The organism is Cyanobium sp. ATX 6E8, from assembly GCF_024346335.1.
Taxonomy (GTDB): domain Bacteria; phylum Cyanobacteriota; class Cyanobacteriia; order PCC-6307; family Cyanobiaceae; genus Cyanobium_A.
In genome coordinates this window covers 20,594-37,672 of sequence record NZ_JAGQCT010000016.1, presented here as the reverse complement: position 1 = coordinate 37,672, position 17,079 = coordinate 20,594, and the positions used below count along the sequence as shown (strand labels likewise).

General features: G+C 68.6%; 24 protein-coding genes. 15 read left to right on the top strand and 9 right to left on the bottom strand.

Features of this window, described 5'->3' with window-relative positions; all coding sequences use genetic code 11:
• Positions 1 to 42 precede the first annotated feature (42 nt).
• The 4 genes from rpsP to KBY70_RS11900 all read left to right on the top strand — a co-directional run bounded on the left by rpsP (position 43) and on the right by KBY70_RS11900 (position 2,896).
• Positions 43 to 471, top strand: coding sequence for a 30S ribosomal protein S16 (gene rpsP, locus KBY70_RS11915; RefSeq protein ID WP_254988640.1), 429 nt, complete (start codon positions 43 to 45; stop codon positions 469 to 471).
• Positions 472 to 482: 11 nt separating this feature from the next.
• Positions 483 to 1,514 carry a PhoH family protein gene (locus tag KBY70_RS11910; RefSeq protein ID WP_254988639.1) on the top strand — a complete coding sequence of 344 codons (1,032 nt, stop codon included), beginning with the start codon at positions 483 to 485 and terminating at the stop codon, positions 1,512 to 1,514.
• Positions 1,511 to 2,017: an FUSC family protein gene (locus tag KBY70_RS11905; protein ID WP_254988638.1), complete on the top strand. Its 507-nt coding sequence runs from the start codon at positions 1,511 to 1,513 to the stop codon at positions 2,015 to 2,017. Before KBY70_RS11910 ends, KBY70_RS11905 begins: the two co-directional genes overlap by 4 nt.
• Before the next feature lie 111 nt (positions 2,018 to 2,128).
• The gene (locus tag KBY70_RS11900; RefSeq protein WP_254988651.1) at positions 2,129 to 2,896 is read left to right on the top strand and encodes a Bax inhibitor-1 family protein; all 768 of its coding nucleotides are present in this window, start codon (positions 2,129 to 2,131) and stop codon (positions 2,894 to 2,896) included.
• 46 nt (positions 2,897 to 2,942) lie between these two features.
• Here the strand turns inward: KBY70_RS11900 and KBY70_RS11895 are convergent, their stop codons facing one another.
• Complete coding sequence (locus tag KBY70_RS11895; RefSeq protein WP_254988637.1) at positions 2,943 to 4,505, bottom strand: alpha/beta hydrolase family protein; 1,563 nt, start codon at positions 4,503 to 4,505, stop codon at positions 2,943 to 2,945.
• Positions 4,506 to 4,516: 11 nt separating this feature from the next.
• Positions 4,517 to 5,050: a hypothetical protein gene (locus KBY70_RS11890; protein ID WP_254988636.1), complete on the bottom strand. Its 534-nt coding sequence runs from the start codon at positions 5,048 to 5,050 to the stop codon at positions 4,517 to 4,519.
• Positions 5,051 to 5,227: 177 nt separating this feature from the next.
• On the opposite strand from KBY70_RS11890, the gene era reads away from it, so the two are divergent.
• From era to trmD, 5 genes are read left to right on the top strand one after another with little or no spacing between them, the layout of a single operon-like run.
• Complete coding sequence (era, locus tag KBY70_RS11885; RefSeq protein ID WP_369802035.1) at positions 5,228 to 6,157, top strand: GTPase Era; 930 nt, start codon at positions 5,228 to 5,230, stop codon at positions 6,155 to 6,157.
• A gap of 40 nt (positions 6,158 to 6,197) precedes the next feature.
• On the top strand, positions 6,198 to 6,425 hold the full coding sequence (locus KBY70_RS11880; protein WP_094560209.1) for a type II toxin-antitoxin system Phd/YefM family antitoxin: 228 nt from the start codon (positions 6,198 to 6,200) through the stop codon (positions 6,423 to 6,425).
• 29 nt (positions 6,426 to 6,454) lie between these two features.
• Positions 6,455 to 6,853, top strand: coding sequence for a type II toxin-antitoxin system VapC family toxin (locus KBY70_RS11875; RefSeq protein ID WP_233128561.1), 399 nt, complete (start codon positions 6,455 to 6,457; stop codon positions 6,851 to 6,853).
• A gap of 26 nt (positions 6,854 to 6,879) precedes the next feature.
• Complete coding sequence (locus tag KBY70_RS11870; protein WP_254988635.1) at positions 6,880 to 7,389, top strand: phycobiliprotein lyase; 510 nt, start codon at positions 6,880 to 6,882, stop codon at positions 7,387 to 7,389.
• A 21-nt stretch (positions 7,390 to 7,410) separates the two neighbouring features.
• Positions 7,411 to 8,109 carry a tRNA (guanosine(37)-N1)-methyltransferase TrmD gene (trmD, locus tag KBY70_RS11865; protein WP_254988634.1) on the top strand — a complete coding sequence of 233 codons (699 nt, stop codon included), beginning with the start codon at positions 7,411 to 7,413 and terminating at the stop codon, positions 8,107 to 8,109.
• A gap of 3 nt (positions 8,110 to 8,112) precedes the next feature.
• Here trmD and KBY70_RS11860 read toward each other — a convergent pair whose 3' ends face one another.
• Entirely contained in the window at positions 8,113 to 8,994 is an 882-nt protein-coding gene (locus KBY70_RS11860; RefSeq protein ID WP_254988633.1) for an SPFH domain-containing protein, read from the bottom strand.
• An 80-nt stretch (positions 8,995 to 9,074) separates the two neighbouring features.
• Here KBY70_RS11860 and KBY70_RS11855 point away from each other — a divergent pair, with 80 nt between their 5' ends.
• Genes KBY70_RS11855 through larB form a run of 5 tightly spaced genes read left to right on the top strand, consistent with a single transcriptional unit; the run spans position 9,075 to position 11,940 of the window.
• On the top strand, positions 9,075 to 9,491 hold the full coding sequence (locus KBY70_RS11855; protein ID WP_254988632.1) for an NfeD family protein: 417 nt from the start codon (positions 9,075 to 9,077) through the stop codon (positions 9,489 to 9,491).
• 19 nt (positions 9,492 to 9,510) lie between these two features.
• On the top strand, positions 9,511 to 9,996 hold the full coding sequence (gene ispF / locus KBY70_RS11850) for a 2-C-methyl-D-erythritol 2,4-cyclodiphosphate synthase (protein WP_254988631.1): 486 nt from the start codon (positions 9,511 to 9,513) through the stop codon (positions 9,994 to 9,996).
• Entirely contained in the window at positions 9,993 to 10,421 is a 429-nt protein-coding gene (locus tag KBY70_RS11845; RefSeq protein WP_254988630.1) for a TIGR03792 family protein, read from the top strand. The genes ispF and KBY70_RS11845 overlap by 4 nt, the downstream gene beginning before the upstream one ends.
• Positions 10,418 to 11,257: a methyltransferase domain-containing protein gene (locus tag KBY70_RS11840; RefSeq protein WP_094560202.1), complete on the top strand. Its 840-nt coding sequence runs from the start codon at positions 10,418 to 10,420 to the stop codon at positions 11,255 to 11,257. Before KBY70_RS11845 ends, KBY70_RS11840 begins: the two co-directional genes overlap by 4 nt.
• Positions 11,254 to 11,940 carry a nickel pincer cofactor biosynthesis protein LarB gene (gene larB / locus KBY70_RS11835; RefSeq protein WP_254988629.1) on the top strand — a complete coding sequence of 229 codons (687 nt, stop codon included), beginning with the start codon at positions 11,254 to 11,256 and terminating at the stop codon, positions 11,938 to 11,940. The genes KBY70_RS11840 and larB overlap by 4 nt, the downstream gene beginning before the upstream one ends.
• Here larB and KBY70_RS11830 read toward each other — a convergent pair.
• The 5 genes from KBY70_RS11830 to KBY70_RS11810 form a co-directional block, all read right to left on the bottom strand.
• Entirely contained in the window at positions 11,915 to 12,073 is a 159-nt protein-coding gene (locus tag KBY70_RS11830; protein WP_254988628.1) for a hypothetical protein, read from the bottom strand. The two genes, larB and KBY70_RS11830, sit on opposite strands and share 26 nt — an antisense overlap.
• Positions 12,074 to 12,189: 116 nt before the next feature.
• Positions 12,190 to 13,119 carry a DUF1517 domain-containing protein gene (locus KBY70_RS11825; protein WP_254988650.1) on the bottom strand — a complete coding sequence of 310 codons (930 nt, stop codon included), beginning with the start codon at positions 13,117 to 13,119 and terminating at the stop codon, positions 12,190 to 12,192.
• Between the two features lie 94 nt (positions 13,120 to 13,213).
• Entirely contained in the window at positions 13,214 to 13,420 is a 207-nt protein-coding gene (thiS, locus tag KBY70_RS11820; protein ID WP_094560199.1) for a sulfur carrier protein ThiS, read from the bottom strand.
• Positions 13,417 to 14,511 (bottom strand): thiamine phosphate synthase, encoded by a 1,095-nt coding sequence (locus KBY70_RS11815; protein ID WP_254988649.1) that lies wholly within the window; start codon positions 14,509 to 14,511, stop codon positions 13,417 to 13,419. Before KBY70_RS11815 ends, thiS begins: the two co-directional genes overlap by 4 nt.
• 97 nt (positions 14,512 to 14,608) lie before the next feature.
• The gene (locus tag KBY70_RS11810; RefSeq protein ID WP_094560198.1) at positions 14,609 to 15,583 is read right to left on the bottom strand and encodes a bifunctional riboflavin kinase/FAD synthetase; all 975 of its coding nucleotides are present in this window, start codon (positions 15,581 to 15,583) and stop codon (positions 14,609 to 14,611) included.
• Between the two features lie 81 nt (positions 15,584 to 15,664).
• Between KBY70_RS11810 and KBY70_RS11805 the strand changes: the two genes are divergently transcribed.
• Entirely contained in the window at positions 15,665 to 16,246 is a 582-nt protein-coding gene (locus KBY70_RS11805; RefSeq protein ID WP_094560197.1) for a DUF3611 family protein, read from the top strand.
• Between the two features lie 21 nt (positions 16,247 to 16,267).
• On the opposite strand, the gene surE is transcribed toward KBY70_RS11805, so the two are convergent.
• On the bottom strand, positions 16,268 to 17,053 hold the full coding sequence (gene surE, locus KBY70_RS11800; RefSeq protein ID WP_094560246.1) for a 5'/3'-nucleotidase SurE: 786 nt from the start codon (positions 17,051 to 17,053) through the stop codon (positions 16,268 to 16,270).
• Between the last annotated feature and the right edge of the window lie 26 nt (positions 17,054 to 17,079).

Below are 17,079 nucleotides of genomic sequence, written 5' to 3'. Positions count from 1 at the left end.
CCGGGTACATTGCTTCTTTGGACACCTAGCGGCAAGGCCACGATGATCAAGCTCCGCCTGAAGCGGTTTGGAAAGAAGCGGGAAGCGAGTTTCCGCCTAGTGGCCACCAACAGCACCTCCCGTCGCGACGGTCGTCCGCTCGAGGAGCTGGGCTTCTACAACCCCCGCACCAAGGAGACCCGTCTCGATACCGAGGCGATCCGGGCCCGCCTGAGCCAGGGCGCCCAGCCCACCGACACGGTGCGCTCCCTGCTCGAGAAAGGCGGATTGGTCGAAAAGACCGTTCGCCCCGCTGAGGTGGTCGGCAAGCTGAAGCAGGCCGAGGCGCGCGAAGCCGCTGCCAAGCAGGCCGCCAAAGAGGCTGCGGAAGCCAAGGCCGCCGAAGCCGCTGCCGCTGCGGAAGCCAAAGCTGCTGCTGCGGCCGAAGCCGCTCAAGCTGAGCCCGCTGCCGAAGCTGCAGCCGAAGCTTGATCGCTCGCCCCATGGCTGAGCCAGGGGAGCCAACCCGCTTTTCCATCCCTCTGCCCAACCCTGCCGCGGCCCTGGCCCTGGCGGGTGACGCCGAATCGTCCACCCTGCATCGCCTCGAAGCCCTCACCGGGGCCTCGTTGGTGTTGCGGGGTCTGGATCTGGTGATCCAGGCCCGCCCCAGCCAGCTGGAGCGGGCTTCGGCCTTGGTGGAGCTGCTGCGTCCCCTCTGGGAGGAGGGTCAGGCCATCGGGCCGGTGGATGTGCAAACGGCCCTGCAGGCCCTCGACACTGGCCGGGGTGAGGAGCACCAACAGCTGGGGCGCCAGGTGCTGGCCCGCAGCCAGAGCGGCAAGTTGTTGCGCCCCCGCACCCTGCGCCAGAAGGCGTACGTGGAGGCCATGGAGCGCCACGACCTCACCATCGCCCTCGGCCCAGCCGGCACGGGCAAGACCTTTCTCGCCACGGTGCAGGCGGTGCGCATGCTCACCGAACGCAAGGTGGAACGGCTGGTGCTCACCCGGCCCGCCGTGGAAGCCGGCGAGCGGCTCGGGTTTCTGCCCGGCGACCTGCAGCAGAAAGTCGATCCCTACCTGCGCCCCCTCTACGACGCCCTGCACGCCCTGCTCGGCGCCGAGCGCACCGCTGCCCTGCTGGAGAAGGGGGTGATTGAGGTGGCCCCCCTGGCCTACATGCGCGGTCGCACGCTGGCTGACGCGTTCGTGATCCTCGATGAAGCCCAGAACACCACCGCCGCCCAGATGCGGATGGTGCTCACCCGGCTGGGCGAACACTCCCGGATGGTGGTGACCGGCGACCCCACCCAGGTGGACCTGCCGGCGGGCCAGCTCAGCGGCCTGATCGAGGCGGCCCAGGTGCTTGAGGGGGTGGAAGGCGTGGCGATCTGTGAGCTCACGGCGGCCGATGTGGTGCGCCACCCGCTGGTGCAGCGGCTGGTCACCGCCTACGCCAACCGCGATGTCAACAGGCTGGCACCTACAGGACAAAGGCGATTCGATGGCCCGCAACGCCGTCCGGAACCTTGAACAGCACTGAGCGACTCCGCATTCCCGCCGAAATTGCCGTAGCGGCCCTGGTGGCCTACCTGATCGGCTTCTGGTTCACCGGCCTATTTCCCGGTTATCTGCCCAAGATCGGCGGCCTCTGGTCAGCGATCTCAGCGATCGTGGTCACCCAGGCCACCCGCCGGGAAACCACCTCCTCCGCCTCGCTGCGCATTGTGGGATCAGCGATCGGCGCCATCACAAGCGCCGTCTACCTGACGCTGTTGCCCTTTCACCCCCTCGGCATGGCCCTGGCGATCTTCGTCACGGTGCTGCTGTGCACCGCCGTCCACATTCCCAGCCACGGCCGCCTGGCGGCGATCACTGTGATCGTGGTGATGGTCACCGGCAGCCTGGATCCAAAGCTGAGCCAGGGGCTGAACGCCCTGCTGCGCTTGATTGAATCCTGCATTGGCACTGGCGTTGCACTGCTGGGCGTTCGGCTCTGGCCGGGATCTGGGCTCGACCCCGGCGACAACGCCTGAAGCGCACGTTCTGCCTCCATAGGGAGATCCGCACCCCACAGCAGCCGTGGAGCCTCCCATTGGCTGAAAACCACTGGCAGGATGGACGGAGTTTCCTTCCACTGGTGCGCCATGCCGGCCAGCAGCAATTTTCAGCAAGCCATCCGTGAGGCGCAGTCGAGCGCCTTGGTGGGCCCCAATGTGGTCAACAAGGCGCTGCCCTATGTGGGCGGCGGCATGGTGCTCACCGCTGGTGGGGTCATCGGCGGACTGACCCTGATGGCCAGCAGCCCGGCCCTGTTCATGCCCCTGTTCTGGGTGGCCCTGATCGGCAACTTCGTGTTGTTCTTCGTGGCCCAGAACGTGGCGATGAAGGGCAACAACAGCACGGCCCTGCCGCTGCTGACCGCTTACAGCCTGATCACCGGCTTCACCCTGAGCGGCATCGTTTCTCAGGCGATGCTGATGGCAGGCCTAGCCAATCCACAAAATCCATATGCAGGAGTCATGCCAGTTGGTGTGGCTGCTCTAGCGACTGGAGTCACTTTTGTGATGGCCTCCTTTTTTGGTCGCCGCATGAGCGACAACATGGGCCAAGCCCTTAGTGGTGTGGTGGGTCTTGGGATCATTGGCCTGCTGATTGCAATGGTGGTTCAGCTCATCGGGGCTGCTTTCACAGGTGGGCAATTTGGAGGCGGCACCTTTGGACTGATGATCGCCGGCTTCGGCACCGTGCTGTTTGTGGGCGCGGCCTTCGTCGACTTCTACACAATGCCCCGCACCTACAGCGACGACCAGTATCTGGCCGGCGCTCTGGGCATGTATCTCACCTACATCAACTTGTTCATCTTCATCCTGCGCTTGATCATCGCCCTCAACGGCGGCGGTCGCCGCGACTGAGCCAGCAATCCAGAGCATTCTCCAGCGCCCCAATGGGGCGCTTTTTTTATGGCTGGACGACCACCGGGCTGGGGAGCTGGGGCAGGGTGGTGGTGACATCCCGCAGCGGATGGCGGCTGCTGCCCCAACCACCTGCGGGCAATTGGGGAGACACCCCTGGGCCAGCCTGGGCTGCGGCATTGAACCAGGCCAGCAGCAGGCCACGCAGGGCCCCACCACCATCGCCCTGGGGTGAGCGGAGGTTGAAATGGTCTGCCCGCTCGGCCAACACCAGGCGGTGGCCGCTGCCAGCTGAGCGGGTGGCGCGGCCCATCGGTTCGATCGCCTCGGGGCCAGAAGGCACCACCCAATCGCTGTTGCCACTCACCACCAACACCTTGGCGGGCATCGTCTGGGCCGACTCGACGTCAAACAACAGGAGCATCGGCGGACTCACCGCCACGGCGGTGAGCACCCGGGGATCCACCAGGGCGGCGCTCTCGGCGGATCCCACAAAGTTGCACTGCAACACCCAGCTGAGATTGCGGGAGGGATGTCCCACCTCATCGCACAGCTCCTTGAGCCGGCTGGGGGTGGGCCGGGCTCCAGCCAGTTGCAGCGCCGTGGTGGCTCCCCAGGAATGGCCGGCGACCAGCACCGCCTGGGTGTTCACTGGCCGGCGCAAGCCAAGCCGGCCGTCTGCCGCCGCATCGATCACCGCCGACACATCCTTGGGCCGCAACGCCAGCTCCAGCGGGCTCGGCGGCGGCGCCTTGCCGGCCAGCATCGCCCGCTGCTGGGTCTGGTCGCTGCCGGGATGGCGGGGCAACACCACCGTGTAGCCGTGGCTGGCCAGGTGGCTGGCCCAACCCTCGAAGTTGCTGGGGTCGTCCCACAGGCCATGGGAGATGACCACCAACCGGTCGCTGGCGGGAGCGGATGCGCTCGACTCCAGAACCACCACAGCCAGGGGCTCCGGGCGATGCTTCACCGCAACGGTGAGCTCACGCCGCACGTTGGAGAACCGCCCGGTCTCCAGCCAGGGCCCCTGGCCGCTCACAGCAGGGAGGGAGGCCACGAGCTGGTCGGCCTGCCGGCGCTGGGCCCGGAATCGCTGCACCGATGAGCCCAGGCGCCCCAGCTGCACCGTGACGCTGTCGCCGGGCAACTGCTCCAGCACATCCAGCAGACTGATGCCCCCCTGGGCGGCGGCCCGCTGCATGGCCGCTTCAAACTGGGCTGGCTGAAGGGGCTCGGGCAGGCCGTCGATGTCGCCCAGGGCCCCCACCAACAACAGCACCTGCTCCAGCAGCGGCGAGCCCTGGGCATTGCGCACCACGGCCCTCAGCTCCAGGGGCAGAGTGGATTGCATCACCGCCTTGAGCTTCTGACCAATCGCTCCGCCGGTCGCCCGGTCGAGTTCGGCCAGATCGCTATCCCCTGCCATCAGGGCCTGGGGGCTGCGCAACTCCGAAACCCGGATCACGAAATCGGTCTCCAGCAGCGGCAAGCGCAGCTTGATGGTTTCAATCGCCTGGGCGGAGGTTGGCGCCAGCAACGCCGCCGCCGCCGCCAAAGCGAAAACCCTGGAGCGCTTCACCATGAACAGGGCAGCTGCTGGCTCGGCCATTTTGGCCTGCGTTACCCCTCAGCCACCGCGTCGATCGCCGCAGCAATGGCTGCCCTCTGGTCGGTGTCGTAGCCCCAGCGGTCCAGAAAGGCCACATCCTCCCCTTCCCCTGCCGTGGCCGCCAACAAGGTTTCGAGCCGCTGCTTGACTGCTTGGGGCTCCAGGCCGCGCAGCAAGTCGGTGCAGCGGGCCTGCACCCGCTCCGACGCCCCCTGCTGCGCCCCATCGCCAGCACGCTGATGGTGCAACACCATCGCCGTGCTCATCGCCAGGTTGCGGGCCGTCAGATCCACCACCCCCGCGCCAGCCAGCCGCAGCTGCAGCAGCAGCGGCTCCGGCAAACGGTCCATCAGCGGGCCATCACCGGCCAGGCTCACCACGAAGAAGCCCCGGGCGCCATCGCGGCTGGCCACCAACTCGGCCACCCGATCGCCCAGCACCTCGTCACTGAGCTCCCCGTTTTCCCAGAGCGCCAGCCACTGGGCCGTGATCTCCATGGCCTGCTGGAAGGTGGGTTCGCGAAGGGTGTCGGGTGTGTCAGACATGGAGCCAGCGGTGCTCTGCCCTCTGAGCCTATGGAAACTCCCCCGGGTCCGATGGGCTGCCACTGTTAACCCATGACAGCCACGCCCCCGCCCCCCTCCAACGACGACGCGATCAACGACGGTGAGATTCTGGAAGGCCAGATCCTGCCGATCCCCGATCCGCAGGAGTCGGCGCGGCTGCTGGGGGCCGCTGGGGCTGGATCGACTCCAGGGCGGAATGCCGACTACCGCTCCGGCTTCGTGGCCCTGATCGGCCGGCCCAACGTGGGCAAATCCACCCTGCTCAACCAGTTGGTGGGCCAGAAGGTGGCGATCACCTCGCCGGTGGCCCAAACCACCCGCAACCGGTTGCGGGCGATCCTCACCACCCCGGCGGCCCAGCTGGTGCTGCTCGACACCCCGGGCATCCACAAGCCCCACCACCTGCTGGGGGCGCGGCTGGTGCAGAGCGCCCGGGGCGCCATCGGCGAAGTGGATGTGGTGCTGCTGCTGGTGGATGGCAGCGAGCCCGCCGGCCGGGGTGATGGCTTCATCGTGGAGCTGCTTAAGCACTGCCGGGCCCCAGTGCATGTGGCCCTCAACAAAGCCGACCTGGTGGATCCGGCCCGGGCCGATGAGCTGGCCGCCAGCTATCGCGACCTGGTGGGCGACTGGCCCCTGCACCCGGTGAGCGCCTTGAACGGCGAGGGCACCGAAGCCCTGGTGACGGCGCTGAGCGCCGAGCTGCCGCCGGGGCCCCAGCTCTACCCGGCCGATGCGGTGAGCGACCAGCCCGAGCAGCTGCTGATGGCCGAGCTGATCCGTGAGCAGGTGCTGACCCACACCCGCGAGGAGGTGCCCCACTCGGTGGCGGTGAGTATTGATCGGGTGGTCGACGACGGCCCCCGCACCGCCGTGCTGGCCACGGTGCTGGTGGAGCGCTCCAGCCAGAAGGGCATCCTGATCGGCAAGGGGGGGAGCATGCTCAAAACCATCGGCCAGGGAGCGCGGCTGCAGATGGAAAAGGTGTTCAGCGGGCCGGTGTATCTGGAGCTATTTGTGAAGGTGGTGCCCAACTGGCGCCGCAGCGCCGCCCGCCTGGCCGAGCTGGGCTACCGGGGGGACTAGGTCGGTGCTGCTTAGCCGCTTTACCGGCTAAGCTGAGTTGATGCAGGTCAACCTCCACGACGCCAAGACCCATCTCTCCCGGTATGTGGAGCAGGCACTCGATGGCGAGGAGGTGGTGATCGCCCGAGCCGGCAAGGCGCTGGTGCGTCTGGTGCCGGTGGATGAGACTCCTCGCCAGCGCGAGCTCGGCTTTCTGCAGGGGTCTGCTGTTCTGAACTGCGACCTCAAAGCCGACTTCCAGGAGGACATCGAGTCGATGTTCGGCTGATGGAAACAGCCAGCTCAAGCCAACCGAATTTGAGCCCGCAACTGCTCGACACCCAGCTTCTGCTCTGGATGGCCATCGCCCCGGAGCGCCTACCGGCAACGTTGCGTGGAAACCTCAGTGATCGCCGCTTGCCGTTGCTGTACAGCGTTGTGAGCCTTTGGGAAGTGGCGATCAAAACCTCTCTCGGCAAACCCGGATTCCTCGTAGACGCCACTCAGTTGCGTGATGGGCTGAAGCAGCAGGGTCTTCAGGAACTGGGAATCGCGCCTGAACACTGTCTGGCGGTACAGCATCTGCCCTTGATCCATCGCGACCCCTTCGATCGGCTGCTGGTGGCCCAGGCCATCCATCACGGCCTCACCCTGCTAACGGCTGATCGAATCCTCCGCGGCTACGGCCAGCAGGTGATCTGGATTGGCGACGCGTAGATCAGGCGGCTGAGAGAATCGAGGCCATGAGCGAGCCCAGCACCGAGTCACGCACCAACGCTGCCCCCTTTCCCCCCCAGGAAATCGGCGCCTTCCTGCGCTTCTGCGCCGGCGAGTGGATGGGGCTGCGCAGCCGCTTTGCCCTCGATGCCGGCCTGGAGGGGGAGAACGGCGACGAGTGGCACAGCAGCGAACGCGGCGAGCTGCTGGTGGCCTATCTGGAGCCCGAAACCGCAGACGCTCCCGGCGGCCTGCAGGTGGGGCCGAAGGACGGCACCGCCCAAGAGCTGCAGTTCAGTGCCGATGGCAGTTTCCGCAACGGCGACCAACAGGGCCGCTGGCAGCTCTGGCCCGACGGCAGCCTGGAGCTCAGCCTCAGCAGCGGCAACGCGGAGGTGCGCGAGCGCATCTGGTTTACCAAGCCCAACCTGCGCCTGCGCTCCACCGTGGAGAGCCGCGCCGATGGCAGCCCAGGCCGCGCCTGCTTCAGCTCCGAGATCCGCCGGGTGAGCCGGCCCGCCGAGCCCTCGAGCTGAACTGATGCGTCTCGATCTGTGATGAGACTCGATGTAGTGAGCCTGGCCCCGGAGGCCTTCGCACCCCTGCTGAGCCTGGGGGTGATCGGCCGGGCCTTTGCTGCGGGCATCGCCGCGCTGCACACCCACAACCCGCGCGACTTCGCCACCGACAAGTACAAAAAAGTTGACGACGACCCCTATGGCGGCGGCGCCGGCATGGTGCTCAAGCCGGAGCCGGTGTATGCGGCGGTAGAGGAGATCCCCGTGCTGCCGCGGCGGCGGGTGCTACTGATGAGCCCCCAGGGCAAACCTCTAGAACAGGCCGATCTACGCCGCTGGGCCAGCGGCTACGAGCAGCTGGTGCTGATCTGCGGCCACTACGAGGGCTTCGACGAGCGCATCCGCAGCCTGGCCGACGAAGAGGTGTCGATCGGCGATTTCGTGCTCACCGGCGGCGAGCTACCGGCGGCGGTGATCATCAATGGGGTGGTGCGGCTGCTGCCCGGCACCGTGGGCAGCGAGGCCTGCCTCGACGACGAGAGCCACAGCGCCCTGCTGCTGGAGCACCCCCACTACACCAGGCCTGCCGAGTTCAGGGGCATGGAGGTGCCGGCAGTGCTGCGCAGCGGCGACCATGGCGCCATCGCCCGCTGGCGCGCTGAGCAGCAGCAACAGCGCACCCGCACGCGCCGGCCCGATCTGTATGCCCGCTGGCAGGAGCAACAACAGCAGCAATAGGCCTCAGCCCTGACCCTGCTGCAGATTCCGCAGGGCGGTGAGCAGGGCCGCCGGGCTCTGGGGGTCCACCATCAGCACGCTGCCGCCGGGGGCCTGGGCCATCTGCTCGCCCATCGCCATCCAGTCGCGGGCCAGCAACAGCCGGATCGCTTCTGACGCCTGGGGGTTGGCCTGCATCGCCTCGGCCAGGCGCGTAGCCGCATCGGCCCGGGCCTGGGCCAGCAGGGCCTGCTGCTTGGCCTGGGCTTCGGCGTCCAGCACCAGGGCTTCGGCCCGGCCCCGGGCCGCATTCACCTGGGAGTCGCGCTCGCCTTCGGAGCGCAAAATTGCCGCCCGCTTCTCCCGCTCGGCGGTCATCTGCTGCTCCATCGCCTGCTGCACGCCGCGCGACGGCTGGATGTCGCGCAGCTCAACGCGGGTCACCTTCACCCCCCAGGGATCGGTGGCCTGATCCAGCTCCCGCAGCAGCGCCTCGTTCACCTCTTGGCGGGTGGTGAAGGTTTGATCCAGGTCGAGCTTGCCCATCTCGGCGCGGATCTGGGTGAGCACCAGGTTCACCATCGCCGCCTGGAGGTTGTCGACGCCGTAGTAGGCGCGGGCGTGCTCGAGCAGCTGCCAATACACCACCGCATCCACCTCGATGCCGACGTTGTCGCGGGTGATGCACTGCTGGGGCGGGATGTCGAGCACCCGCTCCTTCAGGGATTCGTGGCTCACCACCTTCTCCACCCCCGGCAACACGAAGGAGAGCCCCGGCTGCAGCTGGCGGTCGTACTTGCCCAGCCGCTCCACCAACCGCGACTGGCCGCCGCTGGTGACCTTGACGCTGCTCACCCCCAGCAGGGCCATCAAGGCCAGGGCGGGCAAAGACAACAGCGCTTCCACGGCCGGGCTCCGAGCTAGGAATCCCAACGCTAGTCAGCATGGGCACAACGAACCGCCCGCGCCCTCACCCCATGGCCCCCATGCCCCTCCTCTGGCTGCTGCTGGCCGCCGGTCTGCTGGTGCTGGGCCTGGCGGGCGCGGATGTCGAGGGGCTGCTGCCCGCCGCGGTGGCAGCCCTGGGGCTGTCGGTGGCCACGGCCTGGTGGCCCCTGCCACCAGGGCTGCAGCTGGGACTGCTGCTGGGGCTCACGGGCCTGGGAGTGCTGGGCCTGCGGCGCTGGTCGCGGCGGCAACGCCACCGCAGCCTGCCGCTTGCAGAGACGGCCGAGGTGATCAGCGGCTTTGCCGAGAGCGATACGGGTCGGGTGCGCTGGCAAGGCCAGAGCTGGAGCGCCGTCAACCTCAAGGACTCCCACCCCCTGCCACCGGGCAGCTACGTCACCGTGATGGGCCGTGACGGCAACCAGCTGCAGGTGATGGGGCCTGGGGGAGACTGAGAGCAGACATCAGGGGCAGATGCAATTCCGCATCGGCAACGGCTACGACATCCATCGCCTAGTGCCGGGTCGGGCGCTGATCCTGGGGGGGCAACCGCTGGAGCACCCGGATGGCCTGGGCCTGGATGGCCACAGCGATGCCGACGTGCTGGTGCACGCGATCATGGACGCCCTGCTGGGGGCCCTGTCGCTGGGCGACATCGGCAAATACTTCCCGCCCGACGATCCCCAGTGGAAAGGGGCCGACAGCCTGGAGCTGCTGGAGCAAGTGGTGGCCCTGGTGATGGAACGGGGCTGGAGCGTGGTGAACATCGACAGCGTGGTCGTGGCCGAGCGGCCCAAGCTCAAGCCCCACATCGAGGCCATGCGCAGCGCCATCGCCAGCCGGATGGGCCTGGAGCCCGAGCAGGTGGGGGTAAAAGCCACCACCAATGAGCGCCTCGGTCCCGAGGGGCGTGAAGAGGGGATCTCCTGCCATGCCGTGGCCCTGTTGCAGCAGCCATGACCGTTCTGGCTAGGTTGCTGGCCGTTGCCCTGTGCCTGGCGATGCTGCTGGCCGGTCATGCCGATGTGGCGATCGCCGAGCTGGATCGGCCCGATGGCGGTTTTGAGGTGGCCGTGGTGGAGCACCTGCGCCTGAAGGTGCCGGTCGAAGCCCGCCAGGCCTGGATCGACGCTGAAAAGGGCAGCTGGGAGCCTTGGTTGACCCAGCAGGATGGCTTCCTTGATCGCCAGCTGCTTTGGGACCCCGCCACCGAGGAGGGCACCCTGCTGATCCGCTGGGCCAGCCGCGACCAATGGAAAGCGATCCCCGAGCAGGACCTGGAGGCGGTGCAGGAACGCTTCGAGCAGCTGGCCCGCCAGGCCACCGGTGCGCAGCAGGGCAATCCCTTCCCGCTGGTGTTTGAAGGGGAACTGCTGCCGCCATGAGCGCCGCCACCAGGGGAGCCTCCTATGTGCTCGGCAGCCACGCCATCGAGCGGGAACGGCTGGCGCGCCAGCATGCGATCTGGCGCGACGCGATGCTGAGCTCCTGGGACCGGGCTGGCTTCGGGCCGGGTCAGCGGTTGCTCGATCTGGGCTGCGGCCCCGGCTTCGCCAGCTGCGAGCTGGCCGAGCGGGTGGGGCCGGCCGGCCAGGTGCTGGCCATCGACAGCGCCCCGGCCTACCTGGCGCACCTGCAGCAGCAGTTGCAGCAGAAGGCCATGCCCCAGCTGCGCACCCTGCAACACGACCTGGCCTCCTCCAACGGGTCGCCACCCCTGGCTTTGGAGGGGGACAGCTGGGACGGGGCCTGGTGTCGCTGGGTGGCGATGTTTCTACCCCGGCTTGAGCCCCTGCTGGATCTGGTGAGCCAGGCGTTGCGCCCCGGCGGCCGGCTGGTGCTGCACGAATACGTGCAGTGGAACACCTTCGCGCTCCATCCGGGCGGCAGCGCCCTGGCCCGCTTTGTGGAGCGCTGCATCCAACACTGGCGCGACCATGGCGGCGATCCCGACGTGGCCCAGCGCCTACCGGCCCTGCTCGAGGCCCGCGGCTTCCGGCTGCTGCACAGCTCCAGCCTGATGGCCTGCTCCCCCAGCGACCACCCCAAAACCCAGTGGCTGCTTGATTTCCTCAGCAGCTATCCCGCCCAGCTGATCGCCGCCGGCCGCTGGAGCGCCGCCGAGCAGGCCGGCCTGGAAGCCGAACTGGCCTGGGGGCAGCGCCACGCCAGCCTTTGGGTGACGCCAGCGCTGGTGGAGATGGTGTGGGAGCGGCCATGAGCGCCGAGCACCGGCTGGATCTCGGCCGCCGCCAGCGGCTGGGCATGGTGGAGGCGATCTGGGGGGAACACAAGAGCGCTGAGCAGATCGCGCGGATCCTTGAGGCCCTGCACGACGCCGGGGAGCTGGCCCTGGCCACCCGCATCTCCCCGGAGAAAGCGGAAGCCGTGGCCACCCAGCTGCCGCAGGCGCTGCTGCCGCAGCTGGCACTCCAGCACCACGGCCAGGCCCGCTGCCTCACGGCCGGCCCCCTGCCGGATCCGGATCCCCGCCGCGGCCGGGTGGTGGTGCTGAGCGGCGGCACCAGCGACCTGCCGGTGGCGGCCGAGGCCCAGCTGGCCCTGCACTGCCATGGGATCGCCGCCGAGCTGGTGCTCGACGTGGGCGTGGCCGGGCTGCATCGCCTGCTGGATCGGCTCGAGGAGCTGCGCGGCGCGGATGTGCTGATCGCCTGCGCTGGCATGGAAGGAGCGCTGCCCACGGTGCTGGCCGGGCTGCTGCCCCAGCCGGTGATCGGCGTGCCGGTGGCGGTGGGCTACGGGGTGAGCGCCGGTGGGGTGGCTGCCCTGCACGGCATGCTGGCCAGCTGCGCCCCAGGGCTCTCGGTGGTCAACATCGACAACGGCTACGGGGCCGCCATGGCCGCTGTGCGCATCCTCAGCAGCCGGGGCGCAAGGGGGTAGGGGCGGACTCCTCGATTTCCAGCAGGGTCTGCAGCCAAAGCTGCATCGATCGGGGCAGCCGTCCCTGCTCGTAGCGTTCAATCGCCTGCAGCAGCACGGGAGTGTTCGCCCAGGACAGCGCGCGACGACCCATCGGTGCAACCGGCAGTGAAGCGCAGTGTGGAAAGCCCACGAGGTGACCGCAAGGGCCTGGGGACCAATCTCCTCGGGCCGTTTGCGACTCGCCCCAGGACTGCTGCTCCCCCAGGGCTAGAGGTGCTGCAGCTGGGGGTAGGCGGTGAGCAGCTCTTCGGTGCTGAGCACTTCGCCGGCCCCTTCCGGCTGCCAGATCACCTCGATCGCAAGCAGGTCCGCAGAGCCCACCGCCCCGAGCTGCTGCAGCGATTCACGCAGCTGGTCGGCGCTGCCCGCACCCTTGAGGTTGATCCGGTTGCGGGTGGCCACCAGCAGGGTCACGGCGATGAAATCACTGCTGGCATCGCTGTCGCCCGCCGCGACGGCGGCATCGCTGTAGCGCTGACCGCCGACATTGCTGGTCACCTCACGCTGCAACTTGCTGCGTTCGGCCATCGACAGACGGTTGAAGGTGGCTTCCGCACTGACGAAGGGCACCTGGCCCACTTCACCGTTGGCGTACACCCAGAGGTCGGGGTGGCGCAGCAGGGCCAGGGTGCTCTCCTGGAGCAGTGCCTGGAGCCCGGCCGCATGGCTGGTGTCGGCGCTGCCGGCCAACCGACGCAGGTCGGTTTGCAGCTGGCGCGCCGAAGCGAGCAGCCCCACCTGCAGCTGGCTGATCGTGACCGGTCCATCGGGGCGTCCCGCGCCAATCAGATCGCCGCCGCGGCCGCTGCCAAGGGCGGGGCCCTGACCACCACCACCACCGCGCACGGCATTGAGCAGCAGACCCACCACGCCCATCAGCACCAGGAAGCCGAACAGCCCACCGCCGCCGAAGCCAAAGATCGGGATCAGGAAGGGAAAGCCAATTCCACCGCCGCCATAACCACCGCGATAGCCGCCGCTGTAGCCACCTCGATATCCCCCGCCATAGCCACCGCCGCCGTAGCTGCGGGGCATCGAGGGGGCCGAACGGAAGCTGCCGCCACCAATCCGGCCGCCGCTGGCCGCCCAGCTGGGGCTTGGATGGGCAAGCAGCAGGGTGAGCGCCAGCACCGGCATGGCCAGCCAACTGACACAGCGCCGCAGGCTCAGGCTGGGTCCGAAGGTCGGACGGGTCGGAAGCGCCAAGGCTCTGCAAGCAAGTGGTTGAAATCTAGGAACCGCCACCCACGATGGTGACCACCTCCAGCACATCGGATTCCACCACCGGCTGGGAGGGCCAGGCCTGCCGGAGCAGGATCGCGCCGTTGAACTCCACCACCACCAGCCGGGGCTGGTAGCCCAGTTCGGCGAGCACCTGCTCCAGGCTCAGGCCTGCTGAGCACTGGCGCAGTTCGCCATTCACCTGCAAGGTGATCATGGGCAACCCTCCAGGGCCTGCAGCAGCGCGGCCGTGGCGGCAGCCGGATCAACGGCTTCGGTGATGGCCCGCACCACCGCCACCCGATCGGCACCGGCCGCCCGCACCGCCGCCAGGTTGCTGGCCTCCACCCCGCCGATGGCGAAGAAGGGGATCGGGCTGGCCGCCGCGGCCTGGCGCACGTAGTCAAGGCCCACCGGCTCCCGGCCCGGCTTGGTGGGCGTGGCGTGCACCGGCCCGACGCCCACGTAGTCGCAGCCATCGGTCACCGCCTGCTGCAGCTGCGCGAGGGCATGGGTGCTGCGGCCGATCAGGCGATCGGGCCCCAGCAGCTGGCGCGCCACCGCCGGCGGCAGATCCCCCTGGCCCAGATGCACCCCATCGGCTTCCACCGCCAGAGCGATGTCGATCCGGTCGTTGACCAGAAACAGGGCGCCGTGGGCCGCGCACAGCTGGCGCAGGGCGCGGGCCTGGCCAAGCTTCTGCAGGTCGTCGAGACCAGCAGCCTCCTTGGCGCGGTATTGCACCAGGCGCACCCCGGCCCCGAGGGCCGCGGCCACCACGCCCTCCAGATCGGCCACCGGCGAGGTAACCAGATACAAGCGGCAGTGGGCCAGGGCCTCGCGGCGCCCCTCCCCGCCCGTGGCCGCCAGACGACAGGCCTGCAGCAGATCCACTTCCAGGTCGTAGAGCAGGTAGCGCAGGGTGGAGGCCTCCTCCGCCAGCTCCGGATCGCTGCTGCGGCCAAACTCCTCCAGCACCCGCAGCGCCTCCTGCACCCGACCGGCGTTGGCACCAACCACGGCGCTGGGGCTGCGGCGCTCCGCCTGGGCCGGATGGCCGAGCCCCGCGGCCGGGTCGGTGGCTGTGTGGCGCGCAAATTTGTAGGCATCCCGGTGCAACCGGCCCAGCCGCTGGCGCATGTCCTTGGTGCGCACCACCAGGTCGCGTCGATCCAGGCCGAAACGGGCCCAGTCCTCCAGCACCCGCAACCCCTCTCGGGCTCGATCGAGGTTGGCGTCGATCAAGCGATCGCGAGCTGGGTCGATCAAGCGATCGCGAGCTGGGTCATCCAGACCCTCGCTGGCCATGCTGTTTAGGGTGGGGTCCATCGCGCAGGGGCCAATGGCAGGCGAGCCGGGCGGAGTGGACAAAGGCAACTCCGACAGCCCGATGCTGGTGCTGATTTCAGGGATTCTGCTGCTCGGCGGGATCGCCACCTTCATCGGCTGGGGCCTGACCCACGCCTATCCCGGCGGTTAGGGCCCGGGCCTCGTCGGCATCGCGGGCGATCTGGGCACTCAACGCCTCGAAGCTGGCGAAGGTCTGCTGGCGGCGCAGCAGCTGGAGCGGCTCCACCACCAGCTCCAGGCCGTCGAGCTCCAGGCGGCGATCCAGCAGGTGCACCTCCACTGCCGAGGGCGCCATCGGATCGACGGTGGGCTGGGGGCCGAGGTTCATCACGGCCGGCAGCAGCGGCCCACCGGCCACCGTTGCCGCAGCGGCATACACCCCCTCGAGGGGGAGAAACTTGCGCCCGTCCACCTGCAGGTTGGCGGTGGGCCAGCCGAGCTCCCGACCCAACCCCCGGCCCCGCACCACCCGGCCGCTGAAGCGATAGGGCCGCTCCAGCAGCCGCCGGGCCTCGGCCACATCCCCCGCCGCCAGGGCCCGGCGGATGCGGCTGCTGCTCACCCGCTCCTGGCCGTCCCAGAGCATCGGCAGCACCTGCACGTCGATGCCGTGGCGCTGGCCGATCGCTGCCAGCGTGTGGCTGTCGCCACTGCGGCCGGCCCCGAAGCGGAAGTTGTCACCCACGGCAACGCGCTGGGCCCCCAGCTGGCCCACCAGCACCTGCTCCACGAACGCCTCGGGGCTGAGGGCCGCCAGCTCGCGGGTGAAAGGCACCAGCACCAGCTGCTCAATGCCGAGGGGTTCGAGCAGATGCAGCTTCTCGGCGGGCAGATCCAGCCGCAGTCGCGGCTCGCCGTACAGCACCTCGCGCGGATGGGGCCAGAAGCTGACCACCGTCGGCGTCGCCCCGCCCGCAGCTCCGGTGACGGCCGCGATCACGCGGCGGTGTCCCTGATGCAGGCCGTCGAAGCTGCCGAGGGCAATGGCCGTGGGCCGCCGCGCCTCCTGGGGTGATCGCAGGGGTATCAACGCTACGGAACCCAAAGGCAACAGGAGCCAAAGCGATCTTCCCATGGCACCTTTGGGACCTGTTGTTCTCGCGATGGCTGAATGGCTGACCGCCTCGACCTGCAGCTGATTGCCGCAGCGCTGCGGCGCATGGGCTGGGTGCGCTTCTGGGCCCAGGTGGTGCTGGGTGTTGTGGTGGTGGGCGTGCAGCTGTTCAACAACATCGGCGGTCGCCTTGCCGCCAATTCGGCCCGGGCCCTGGGCCTGGGGCCGGGCATTTCGCTCACCACCCTGGCCTTCCTGCTGCTGCTCTGGTGCATCTGGCAGAGCTGGCTGGTGGTGCGCTGCGGACGGGCCTTGGCCAGCCCCGTGCACCCCAGCAAGGGCGAAACGGCCCGGCTGATCAAACGCGGCGTGTTCGCCGACCTGGTTGGACTCACCCTGGCGGTGTTGGGCTATCAGTCGCTCGCGGGCAGCCTGTTCGTGCAGGCCTCCCAGCAGGTGCCGGGCTTCTTCGGGGCGCAGATCCAGTCGGCCCCTGGCACGGCTGGACGACTGGTGGGGCTGCCGATCACCTCGATCGAGATGCTTTCGGTGCTGGGCAACACCCAGGTGCTGTTTGCCCACCTGATCGGGCTATGGATCAGCCTGTGGATGCTGCAACGGATTTACCGATCAGCCTGATCGACCGCTCAACCTGATCGTTCACGGCTCGGGCAGGTCACGGGTGGCGCCGCGCCAGAAGATGTCGGGTTGCAGCGGTGTCAGCGAGGCACCGCCGCCGTTGATCTGGGCCACGTCGGTGGGCCAGGCCGCCGGCCCGGACACCTCGGCCTCCAGGTCGTTGACGACCTCGCCAGCCAGCCAGTAGTAGGTGTGCCCGCGGGGATCCACCCGCTGCTCAAATTGATCGGTGTAGCGGCGCACCGCCGCACGGCACCAGCGCAGCGGCCCGATCGCTTCCGCCGGCCGGGGCGGCACATTGAGGTTGAGCAGCATGCGCTCCGGCCAGCCCTCGGCCAGCATCCGCTCGGCCACATCGAGGGCCAAGCTTGCTGCCGGCGCAAACTGGCGCCATTGGAAGTCGGCACTGCTCACCGCCAGGGCGGGCAGGCCCTCGATCGTGCCCTCCATCGCCGCGCTCACCGTGCCGGAATAGAGCACATCGGTGCCCAGGTTGGGGCCGTGGTTGATGCCGGAGAGCACCAGATCCGGCCACTCCTCGAGCAGGGAGAAGAGCGCCAGCTTGACGCAGTCGGAGGGGGTGCCGCTGCAGGCCCAGGCCTGGACTCCATCGTCAAACAGCTCATCGGCCCGCTCCGCCCGGATGGGGGTGTGCAGGGTGAGGCCATGGCCTGTGGCGGAGCGCTCCTGATCCGGACACACCACACTCACCTGGTGGCCGCGGGCCAGGGCCGCATTGGCCAGGGTGCGGATGCCCTCAGCGAAGACCCCGTCGTCGTTGCTGATCAGGATCCTGAGTGGTGCCATCAGGCCCAGCGCCATCTCGCTGCAAC